The following is a 12,001-nucleotide window of genomic DNA, read 5'->3' on the forward strand; positions in this document are numbered from 1 at the left end:
CGTTGCGGCGTACCGAAGGTACACCCTGTACGCCAGTTTGCGGTGGGTGTCTCCCCAAATTACATGCTCTCTCAGCAAACCAGCTACGTGAACAACGCGCCTGTTGGCAAATACGACCACACAAGCAGTGAAATTGAACACCTGACCACCAAACTCTCCGCCAACGACAGCATTTACCTGATGGCCTCTGGTGCGATTGAGCTTAAAGCCGCAGAGCTGCATGCCGATCAGGGCGTGATTGATATTCTGGCGGGTCAGGGTGTGTATATTCTGAACGAGTTCAATGAATCTCAGAGCAGCAAAAGTGGCAAGTGGGGTAAAACCACAGAAGAAGAGCAAGAGTTCCAGACCATGGCGATCCGCTCAGCGCTGGAGGCCGGTAAAGGCATTCGAATTGCCTCGGAGTTTGGTGATATTACCTTAAAGGCCACACAAATAACCTCAGGCACCGGCACCAGTATTGATGCCCGCAACGGCCGGGTAAACCTGCTGCTGGCCACAGAGCAGGACCATTACTTCTACAACAAGGTCAAAAAAGGCACCTGGAAAATCAAGACCGAAACCAAACAGGATACGGTCGATACAGCGGTATACAACCAGATTATCGGCGGGGTTAAGGTCAATGCCACCCATGGTATTACGCTGGAGCTGGGGCAGTATGAAGGAGAGACACTCCAGGATACATTGAACGCATTTAGCGGTGATGAAAGCCTAAGCTGGATGTCAGACCTGCATAACGATCCGGAGTTTGCGGGGAACATCGACCTTGCTTATAAAAAGCTGGTTGAAATTCACAAGCATGAAAAGAAAAGCACCCTCAGCCCCGCGGCCATGGCCATTATAGCCATTGCGGTATCTGTGGCGATGGGGCCTGGTTTTGCTGAACTCATCGGTTCCGGTGGCTCAATCGGCTCGTTTGGTTTTATTAGCGCCCCCGCCATGCAGGCCGGTGCAGTAACTCTGGCCACTCAGGCTGCAACCAGTATCGCCAATGGTGAAGGCCTCGATGGCGCGATGAAGAAAATCTATTCCAGTGAAGGCTTACGCTCTCTTGCTATTTCTATGGCAACTGCGGGTGTTCTGAACGGCCTGGATGATCTGCAGCTGTTCGGGAAAGTTGACCCTAATGCGCAATTTTTAAGTTCAGACACAATCATTTCCATCGGTAATCAGGCCACAGAAGCCATCGTTACAGCCACCGTTCGTGCAGGTATATCAGCAGCTATTAATGGTGGGAGTTTTGATGGTTTTAAACAAGATTTTATCGATAATCTTAAAACCCATGCAATTAGCAGCCTTGGTGAAGGCATGGCCAAGGAAATTGGTGATCTGGTTGAAAATGGCGAAATAAACCAGGCTGTTCGCTATTTGTCTCATGCCGCCTTGGGGTGTGCTATTGGGGCAGCTACGGCAGAAGTCAGTGACAGCGAAGGCTCAGGAGTTGCCTGTGCATCCGGTGCAGGTGGTGCGGTTATTGGCGAGGTCATTGCTGATTCATTCAATTCGCAGCAGGATTACGACGGTAAAAAAGCTGCGCTGGATCAGGAACTCGAAGCGCTGGGCCTGGATATCAATAACTTTGATAACCTCACCCCGAGTGAAAAACTCAAGCTCATTAATTCAACGTCAGTGGTTGAGCAGTTTGAAGCGCTTCAACGTATCAAAGCTCAGGGGGTCGACCTGGCCAAACTTGGGGCCGGTCTGTCTGCCTTTATTGCCGGTGGCGAGGTGAACATTGCCGCAGATGCCGGTGAAAATGCCGCGCAGAACAATGCATTCTGGTTTGTACTGCAAATTGGCTATGGCCTGTATAAAGCCTACGAGCTTTATCAGACGGTTGAGTCTATCGCGGAGCTGGGCGTTGAGCTTAAAAATGCCAAAGACGACGCTGAAAGAAACCAAATTCTGCTGAGGGCTGCGACGAACCTGGGCGTTGAGATTGTGGTCGGTAAAACCGCGTCGGCCACTTTTGGTGTACTCATCAAAAAAGCGCGCGACAGTGGACTGCTGCCTGATGATGCTCTGGATGAGGCAGCTGCGATTTACAATCGGATGACCGAAGGTAATCTGAAAGACTACAAGCCTGGACAAGGTCAGGGCCGTAAAACAAACCCCGGTCCGGAAGTGGATAACGACAGACACAACTTCCCGGAAAACTATGAGAAGCTACCCGATGGCACATTCAAAGGGCCCGGTGGCGGTATTTTCACAGACTCAGGGTACACCTCAGAAAATGGCTTCCCCATTTTCCAGCGCAGCTCCGGCGGCTACTTTTACATTGGCAGTGATGGCAAACAAGTTAAAGTAAACTCCCCCAGAAAATACGGCGACTTCCATAAAGTCGATGATGTCTGGGCACCGGGAGTTAAGCCTATCCAGCGAGGCAGGCAGATACAAGACTCAGTATTCAAAAACGAGTATAAAGCGCATGGATGGGGCAATACGGATGAGTATGAGGTATGGGATGATAAGCTAGGGGACTATGTTGAGGTTAAAGGCCAAAACTTCCCGCTGATTGACTTTCATCGCGGCGATGAAGTGGTCAGCCTGAAGTCTATTAATACCAATGGGTCTGGTTGGGAACAACGCACAGCAGCACATATAGACGATTTATCGAAGCGTGGTATCATCGGCAGCAGTGGCAACCCCATACCTAATGCAAACCGAACGTTGGACATTCGAGTACAGCCGGGTGGGTATAGGGATGCTCAAAAACTAATTCAAATAGGTCGAGACAAAGGTATTAAAGTTATTATTAAGGAGTTTTCCGGTCAATGAGCTTAAAACTAAATATCAGCTTTTTGCCCAACCAGTTCCCCAGAGCCTTAACGCTCTGGGAGCTGGCCGATTTTAGCCGGGCATTGATGAACATCGAGGGGTTAACCAGGCTGATTAATATTGACACCTGCCGGACCATCAAGATCGAAAACTTTGTAAAGAGTAAAGATAAAGTAGGTACTAGACCTCAAACTTTTTCGATTGATCATCCACAAAATGTTAAAAGTTTTAGCCATGGCTTGTCTTTTATGCCTATGAGCGACTGGGATTTTGATCAGCTTTTAATATGGGGTTTTGATGAATTAATTAAGCAACGTGAACTTTGGTGGCGATCTGTCTTACAGCATCCAGGTCTTCTTATGGTTCGGGTAATGCAAGAAGACTATGATATTCAACAAAATATGGATGATATCAGGTACCATGAGAGCGAAGGTTGGAACCATGCTCACCTCCCTAAAATCAGCAACGGAAAGCCACCACCAATAGATGAAATGGTCGTTGATACCCGGGTTAATCCCGGCCACTGGCGGTTTAAACCTGGCTATATTGAGGGCGTGTCGTCTGAAATGTGGTTAGGTCAACATTTCTTCAAGCATGTCGGGCTGGATAAACAGGCCCTGTATGACGTGGACTGGCTGGAAGTCACTGAGTTGGGTAATGTCACTCATATCAGGGCGTACCATAAGCCTTTTGACAGCGATGTGGGAGAGCAACGTGAGCTGCAAATTAAACTCAGAAAGCTGCTGTTTGGTCAATCCCCTCACACCGACGACCCGGAGTTTAAACTGCTCAGCCAGTTTCAGCCCCCGGTGCGTTAGTGCAGCTGTAACTTGTTCATCAGAGCCCAATCACGTTTGCCGTACAGGGCTTTAACGAAGAAGTCGCGCTACAGGCATGATACCAAACCGCATAAACAATTAGTTATTCGGTTTAGCAGAAAAAGGAACCGGGCAAGCCAATTGGTTTGCCCGTCATTTAGAAAAAAGAAAAGAAGTAACATAATGAAGCAGTTAAAAAATCTTAGTTTAGCGTGTATCACTTTGGCCGCTGTGGGATGCAGCGCCGTGTCGTATCAGTCTATGGGTATTCGTGGCGGCTACTCCGAGAAAAAATTAAACGATAATAGCTACCGGGTACATTACTCAGGTAATGGCAGTGTCTCACTTGAGCAGGCCATCGACTTTGCGCTATTGCGCAGTGCGGTGATTGCTCAGCAGCACGGTGCCGATACCTTCACCAGTTCCAACCATGCTGCCAATGTATCGCGCTCCTACGCTGGCACTCCGGGCGTGTATGTGAGCAAGCCCAGCGTATATCTGGATATTGCACTGCCAGCAACCCAAAGTGACTCAGAAACACTGGCCTGTGGCCAGTTTAGTGGTCTGTTTACGCTGATGACATTGCAAAATGAGGTCCGTGCCTTCAATCATAATACTCAGGCCTGTATTGACGAAATACAGACAAAACATCAGCTCACAGAGCAGCAGATATTTGACAGAATATAACCCACTCCCTTTTATAAACAAGGTGTTGTAAGGGTTTATCAGAGGCGCTCCCTTGAAATGGGTGAGCGCCTTGGGGTATCCAAGTGGTGTTGTTCAACATAATAGACTCTTTAGTCACAACCTTGCGCACTGGCAGAAAAGCTAACTTAAACTATAGTAGTGCACTTCAATTTAGAACATAGCCCTTCGCTATGCGACAATTAAGGGTGATGTCCTCGGTGTCCTGCTCGGTTTCCTCGCACCTGGCAATTGCAAGCCTGTATTGCTCAGGGCGCATCCCTTGGATTTTACCACCAAAATACCTGGAAAAGGTATATAGGTGACAAGTATGTAAACAAACTTTTTTGCAATCAGACCGGTTGCAGAAGCAAAATTCAAGGATTGTTGACTTTTAATTAACCCCCTGATTCAATTCCCTTTTTACTTATAAAAAGGAGCCTGCATGAGGGCAAGACTTGGAATCGTTGCAATACTCATTACCATCATAATGCACAGTGCGCACGCATTTACATTAATTGAAGATGTTGCAGTTAGCAGTGAAAAACAAACCATTACATTTAACGGATACTCTGATCCCGTTATTATTTCATCGGTGCCAACACTTAATGACAGTGAACCAGGCGTTATTTCCATTTCGAATGTGACCCCGACAAGTTTTGATGTGCAATTTAAAGAGTGGCCATATCTTGATGGCATGCATGAAGAAGAACGAGTGTCGTTTTTAGTTGTTGAAAATGGCCGCCACCAGCTTGACGATGGCAGCATATGGGAAGCCGGCAAATTTAACCTTAAAAGTGGCAATACTCAGCTATTTTTTAAAGAAAGCTTTGCACATGCACCTAGTGTACTATTGAGTGGCCAAACTCAAAACCGCAGTGATGCCTATACATTACGTGCCTCTAGCGTTTCAAAACTGACTTTAGGTGCAGACTTAGAAGTGCAGGAGATTGGCAGCGCACATGCAGAAGAAACCATCGGTTATCTTGCTATCTATAAAGAGACTAATAATGGGTTTACGAACGAAAACCTGGCTTATAACCTGACGCATCAAGCAACCAATCAAACTGGTTTTCAAACCCTAAACGGAAAGCTTTTTATACAAGAAGAGCAATCTAAAGACTCCGAGACAAGCCATGTACTGGAAGTGGTGAATATTCTAAATTTGAAAAACCAACTCTTTGCACAAGACATCACCCACTACGGTAAAGATACCATGTCGCTTCGCTTACAAACCTCCAGCACATTCACGATTGAGCCTGGTGAAAAAACAGGCCAATACGGGAACATCGCTTTAATTGGTTCAAATGGTTTAACCGAATCATCTTACACAACTAGCCAAAGTTACTCTGCGGATAGTGCCTCTGGTGCATTCGACGGCTATAACTATTCAACACTGGTAAATAATGACGCCACTGAAGGAAAGATTAAACGAGGCATATGGCTAACGACTGTGGTTCAGGAACACTGGCTTCAGGTTGCCTTTGAGAAACAGGCTTACATTACGTCATTTAGAATTATGGTGCATACCAGTGCAGCTAGCCATGGCATGGATGTAAAAGATATCACGTTACAGGTGTCTGATGATAATACCAACTTTATTGATCATGAGTCATTTACCCTAACCAAAAGCTATGATCAAACCGTAGAACTTACACAGCCAGCAATCGGAAAATACGTCAGATTGAAGATCCACTCTACATACGGGCATAACTATCGTGTGATTTCAGAATTAGAATACTATGGCGGATTTGTAGGCAATGGCACACCTGAAGTACCAACAGAAGAGCCAAACCCAGCAAATGGCATTACCTGTGCCACCATTAAGCAGCAAAACCCAACTGCCAGCTCTGGTTTCTACGAAATTGACCCTGATGGCGACAATGGCATCGCACCGTTTAATGCATACTGTGAAATGACACAAAATGGCGGTGGCTGGGCGTTAGTTGCACATCATACCGATGGACTTGAAAGTATCGTACACACCTCTCCTGTTACCTTAGACACGATCGGTGTACTTGCTAATGATCAATGGCAGGCCATTCGTGACACTATGACAACGGGTATGATGTTTGTTGATGAACACAACAAGGTTTCACAAATAAGCAAAAGCAAACTCGTAAACGCTAACTGTATTTCTGTAAAACAAAATAATGACTTAACTGAGCCTCAAGTCCCCTACGATATTGCCGTTTTATGGCATAACGAAAACACTGGGTGTAGCATGTCAGGATTAGATTACTCATTTATTGCTTTGAGCATAAAATCCACCAGCCGAGGCGATGGCTACCTGCGCGCAGGCGCGTCGTTATACCAACACAACGTTAAATTCGATGTATGGCCTTATAGCCATGGAACTTACAGTGGCGCAGAGCAAAATACTCTGTATTACTACGTAAAATAAAAAAGGTCGCAATTGCAATACAAGGTGTTTATGAGGATCCAATGAATAGGTACTTACAACTTTTTGCAGTCGCTGGTTGTGCTTTTCTGGTGAAGTCAATATTTGATGATTTACTCACATTAAACACAGAAAATTTATACGACTATGTACTGAGTGTCACCATAGCAGTGACAGTTCTTTTGGTTATATCCTTTCGAAATAAAAGCTAATATTCAAAGCACGTAAGCAGAAGAACAAAGAAGTTTTGGGGACACCCATTTCAAGCTGGCGCACAGGAAGTGCGCCGCCTACCTTTAGTTAATACTCAATGGACTGAGGATGGCAGACTATGCCAATGGCGAGGAAGAGTCAGATTAGCTTATAGGGTACCAAGTACCAGCACTCAACCAGGTGTCCTATCATGCCACCAGCTATTATTTTAAGCTACTTCCCACCCGCTAAATCAATAAAAGTACCAGTCGCGTAGCTTGCCTGCTTACTGAGCAACCAGGCGATGGCACTGGCGACTTCTTCGGGTTTGCCGCCTCTTTGTAGTGGCAGGAGTGAAGCGAGTCTATCAACTCTGCCAGGCTCACCGCCATCGGCATGAATATCGGTATAAATGCAGCCCGGACGTACACAATTGACCCGGATCCCTTCTGCTGCCAGCTCCAGAGACAAACCTCGCGTGAAGCTGTCAATGGCACCTTTTGCCGCCGCATAATCAACATATTCATTGGCACCGCCCAGATAAGAAGCCGCCGATGAGACATTGACTATGGCACATTGGTCCGGCTGATGATGGTCACGGATCTGTTTCAGCACCTCTCTGGCGCAGATAAAGTACGGGGTCACATTAGCACATAACATCTGATTAATGCGCTCAGCGGTCATCTCTTCCACGCGCATTTGAGTGGCCAGCACACCGGCATTATTGACCAGGTGTGAAATTGGACCCAGCTGCATTTTGATTTCATCACACAGCTCAACTACCTGCGATTCATCACTGATGTCGGCCGCAAAGCGCTGGGCAATACCACCCTGGGCGCGGATCTGAGCAACCACCTGCTCAGCAGCCGCATGATTCGATTTGTAATTAATCGCCACCTGGTAGCCCTGCTCAGCCAGAAAGTTCGCGGTTGCCGCGCCAATTCCCCGGCTGGCCCCTGTGATTAACACCACCTTTTTCATTATTATTTTTTCCTTACACCTGTTTGCTAATAAAAAGGGGTGCCTCGCACCCCTTTTTAATTGATATGCATTGAATCTATCAGACTCAACGCTTTTTCATCAAATGCTCACTCGCTTGTTTAGCGACCAAACTCCGTAGGTGCTGGCGGTACAGTGAGCGGCTGCTTCGGATTTGCTTTCATTTCTTTAAGCAGCTCCTCAACGGCACGTTCTACTGACGGATCTTTACCTGCATGGATAAGCTCCGGACGGTCGATCACTTCAATGTCCGGGCTGACACCCACATCTTCAATGATCCAGTTACCCTCAGTATCGAGAATACGGAAAGTCGCCGCGATCACCTGACCACCATCGACCAGGCTCGGGTTACCAGAGATACCGATCAGACCACCCCAGGTACGGGTACCAATCAGTTTACCTAATCCCGCCTGACGGAAGTAATAAGGTAGTGCGTCACCACCTGAGCTGGAGTAACCATTGATCAACATAGCCTTAGGACCATCGTGAGCAAACTGTGGGGTTTTCGTCGGCTCCACGCCACGGCGCTTCCAGTAGTTCAACGGTTTGCGCGCCAGCCAGGTGATCATGTGCTCAGGGATAAAGCCACCACCGTTGTAGCGGTCGTCGATGATCAGGGCATCTTTGGTTGTTTGTGGCATAAAGTGCTTGAACATGGCACGGTTGCCTTCAAACAGCGTATTTGGCAAGTGCACATAGCCAATTCGGCCACCCGATAACTTGTCTACATAAGCCATACGAGAATGCACCCATTCCAGATAGCGCAGGCCGCTCTCACTGGCACTTGGCTTGACGGTCACCTGCCAGGCACCTTCCAGGCTCGGTGTGTTGTTAAGGCGCAGCTCGACCTGCGTGCCCTGGGTATTTTCCAGCAGCTCGTAGAAGTTACTAACGGTATTAACCGCACGACCATTCACCGAGACTATGTAATCGCCTACACTGGCGTTCACTCCGGGTTCGTCTAACGGCGAGCGGAATTCTTCATGCCAGTTCTCACCCTGGTAGATTTTTTCGATGCGCACAAAGCCTGAGCTGTGGGCACTGATCTGAGCGCCTAACAGGCCGTGCTTCTTGCGCTTGGCTTTTGGCTCATCACCAGACTGAACATAAATATGACCGGCATTGATTTCACCAGCAATTTCGCTCAGTACATAGTCCAGATCGTTGCGGTGTGCCACGGCATCGGCCATTGGCTGATAGCGTTTTAGTATGGCATCCCAGTCCTGACCATGGTGATTTTCATCATAGAACCAGTCTCTGAGTGTGCGCCAGCCTTCCACATACATTTGTTGCCACTCAACTTTAGGGTCTATCTTCAGCGTCATGTTGCCAAGATCAAGTTGTGTTGCTTTCAGATCTTGCTTGGCCTGGGGCTTAATCACACTGTATTTACCGCCAGCGCGAACAATCAGGTGCGCGCCACCTGCCGCCAGCTTGTAGGCCTGAACACCCTTAGCGACCGTTTGCACTTTACCGTCTTGTTTATTCGGGATCAGCTGCAATGCGCCCTCAGACAATGCCAGTACACCGTCTTTTACGCCAGCCAAGTCATTATAGCTGCCCGCTTTCGCGGGCAGTGCCACAACCCGTGACATAAAGCCCTCAACCTGGAGCTGATTATCGGCTTTACCCTCATCGGCTTTGTCATCTTTTTCGTCACTGACAATCGCGGCTTCGTCGCTGCTAAACTGCGTCAGCGAGGCGACCTTATCGTTCACAGCAACCGCGTACAGGCGCGTTGCATCGTTATACAAATAAGCGAACTCATAGGAGCTGAAAGTCAGATTAAAATCGCGCTCTGAAGTGAAATACAAATACTGACCATCCGGTGAGAAAGCCGGGTTCTGCTCGCTGGTCATGTCATCCGTCAGGCGACTGAGCGTTTTGCTCTGGGTGTTGTAATGCCACAAAGAGGCGTATCGGTTGGCATTGTTCTTCACAAAGATCAGATCTTCGCTGTTTGGCGACCAGGTGTACTGAGTGATGCCATCATCATCATATTTACCGGTATCTATCTTGTGCAATTCGCCCGATTTAACATCCAGCCACCACATTGTGTGGTTTTTATCGGCAAACAATAGCTTTGAGCTGTCGGCTGACCAGATTGGGTCAAATCGCCAGATAGTGCCGTTGCTGGTGAGCTGCTTAACTGCGTTGTTGTTGGCGCGGTCTTTCAGGTAGATCTCATACTCGCCCGTGGCATCGCTCATATATGCAATGTAACGGCCGTTCGGTGACCAGCTGGCCGCAATTTCGCGCCCCTGTGCCGTCATACTCAGGTTGCGTGTTGTGCCCTGCTCAACCGGTACTGAGAAAATCTCACCCCGCGCAGTAAATAACGCCCGCTTACCATCGTGAGAAACATCCATTGAATCAATGAACTTGCTAACATTTTTGGTATAAGGCATAGCATACTTGCGTACCCCAGGCACATTAATGGTCAGCTTTTCTGTGGCTTTGGTTGCCTCATCAAAACGATACAGATAACCGCCATTTTCATACACAATGGCATTTGGTCCGGCCGATGGCCACAGTACGTCATAGTCACTGTGGTTGGTCATTTTCACCGGCGCTTTGCCATCACGGTATTTGTAAAGGTTCAGGGTATAATCTCTGTCAGAGACAAAGTAAATGCTGTCATTTACCCAGGTTGGCTGCTGATCCGTTGCTCTGTGCTCAGTCAGCTGTTTTGAGGTGTTGTTTTCCAGGTCATACACCCAGACATCCTGGGCACGACCGCCCCGGCTGCGTTTCCAGGTTCTGAATTCCCGGTCTATGGGCGTATACACAAACTTTTTGCCATCAGGCGACAGCATACCTCCACCGCTTTCAGGAATAGCCAGTGGCTGCTCCAGTCCGCCATCTGCGGGGATCATGTAGGGGCGACCCATGCGCTTACCCCAAGGGGTACGGTTGGCGCGAAACACAATGTGTTTACCATCCGGTGTCCAGTCAAACACCCGGTAATCAAAGCCGCCGCGTGGTGGCATTGGGCCCACATCATTATAATAGGTCAGCTGCTTTAGGTCAGAGCCATCGGCATTGATCACATAAATCTGACGGCTGCCATTGTACTCGGCAGCAAAGGCTATGCGCTTTCCGTCCGGTGAAAATTTAGGGAAAGTCTCAAAACCAACGTGGTCGGTCAGACGGGTGCTGTTACCCGATTTGGTATCGGCAATGTAAATATCACCACCATATACAAAGGTAACCTTGTCCTGGTGAATATCCGGGAAGCGCAGCAGGCGCGTATCCTCAGTTTGGTAAGCAGCGGCCAGCGGCGCTGCCACAGCCGCAATGGCGGCAACTAAGTGCTTGAGTTTCATAAGCCTCACAAGTTCATTTTGTTATTTTATCTCATTTATAATAACAATTCTGTTCCTAATTACAGCTAACTTGCGGCCAAAAGCTTGTTACAAAATATGAAACCCCGATATTTTTATCTAAATTGGATGCATCCGGGCCCGGATCACTGAAAGTTCAGCACTTCCACACCCATATCTTCTTTGATGTGTTCAATCACCATATAAGTGTGATTAGTACCAACCCCCGGTATTTCAACAATCTGCCCCAACACCTCACGATACTGGCGCATATCCTGTACCCGGATCTTTAATAGGTAGTCGAACCCGCCTGCCACCATATCGCAGGCTACCACGTTGGGGATCTCCAGCACATGCTGTTTAAACGTCTCGAATACCGACTCGGTTGAGCTTTTGAGCGTGATCTCAACATGGGCCACCAAGTGCTGGCCCAGTTTGGCGGCATTTAAGCGGGCTGCATAGCCCTCGATATAGCCTTCCGCCTCGAGCTTTTTTACTCGATCCAAACAAGGGCTGGGGCTCAAGTTGACGGCTTTAGCCAGATTTACATTGGAAATACGGGCGTTTTTTTGCAGGATGTCCAGGATCGCCATATCAATCCTGTCGAGCACCCGCGTTTTAATTGAAGTGGTCATTCAGCATATAATTCTGCACAGCTTGGCAATTACCCGCAAATTTACCGTAATCAAAAAAAATAAGACAGCATATTCTGCTGTCTTTTCGATAGAATGTCCCCGAAATTTGACGTAACCGCCACACCTCAGACTTATCCGTGGCGCTAGATTTTATTGAACGCGAGACTGGCT

At 47.9% G+C, this 12,001-nt stretch carries 7 protein-coding genes; 4 read left to right on the forward strand and 3 right to left on the reverse strand.

Going from position 1 to position 12,001, the window contains the following annotated elements:
* Positions 1 to 63: 63 nt before the first annotated feature.
* From L1285_RS03395 to L1285_RS03410, 4 genes are all read left to right on the forward strand, one after another.
* Positions 64 to 2,778, forward strand: coding sequence for a DUF637 domain-containing protein (locus L1285_RS03395; protein ID WP_235410976.1), 2,715 nt, complete (start codon positions 64 to 66; stop codon positions 2,776 to 2,778).
* On the forward strand, positions 2,775 to 3,596 hold the full coding sequence (locus L1285_RS03400) for a hypothetical protein (protein WP_235410977.1): 822 nt from the start codon (positions 2,775 to 2,777) through the stop codon (positions 3,594 to 3,596). Before L1285_RS03395 ends, L1285_RS03400 begins: the two co-directional genes overlap by 4 nt.
* Before the next feature lie 183 nt (positions 3,597 to 3,779).
* Positions 3,780 to 4,283: a CC0125/CC1285 family lipoprotein gene (locus tag L1285_RS03405; RefSeq protein WP_235410978.1), complete on the forward strand. Its 504-nt coding sequence runs from the start codon at positions 3,780 to 3,782 to the stop codon at positions 4,281 to 4,283.
* Positions 4,284 to 4,725: 442 nt separating this feature from the next.
* Entirely contained in the window at positions 4,726 to 6,684 is a 1,959-nt protein-coding gene (locus L1285_RS03410; RefSeq protein ID WP_235410979.1) for a fibrinogen-like YCDxxxxGGGW domain-containing protein, read from the forward strand.
* A gap of 423 nt (positions 6,685 to 7,107) precedes the next feature.
* Here the strand turns inward: L1285_RS03410 and L1285_RS03415 are convergent, their stop codons facing one another.
* The 3 genes from L1285_RS03415 to L1285_RS03425 form a co-directional block, all read right to left on the reverse strand.
* Positions 7,108 to 7,854, reverse strand: a complete 747-nt coding sequence (locus L1285_RS03415; RefSeq protein WP_235410980.1) for an SDR family oxidoreductase — start codon at positions 7,852 to 7,854, stop codon at positions 7,108 to 7,110.
* Between the two features lie 119 nt (positions 7,855 to 7,973).
* A complete protein-coding gene (locus L1285_RS03420) occupies positions 7,974 to 11,198 on the reverse strand; it encodes a S41 family peptidase (RefSeq protein WP_235410981.1) in 3,225 nt (1,074 codons plus the stop codon).
* A 143-nt stretch (positions 11,199 to 11,341) separates the two neighbouring features.
* A complete protein-coding gene (locus tag L1285_RS03425) occupies positions 11,342 to 11,830 on the reverse strand; it encodes a winged helix-turn-helix transcriptional regulator (RefSeq protein ID WP_046002933.1) in 489 nt (162 codons plus the stop codon).
* Positions 11,831 to 12,001: the final 171 nt, after the last annotated feature.

The organism is Pseudoalteromonas sp. DL2-H2.2, from assembly GCF_021532535.1.
Classification (GTDB): Bacteria; Pseudomonadota; Gammaproteobacteria; order Enterobacterales; family Alteromonadaceae; genus Pseudoalteromonas; species Pseudoalteromonas rubra_A.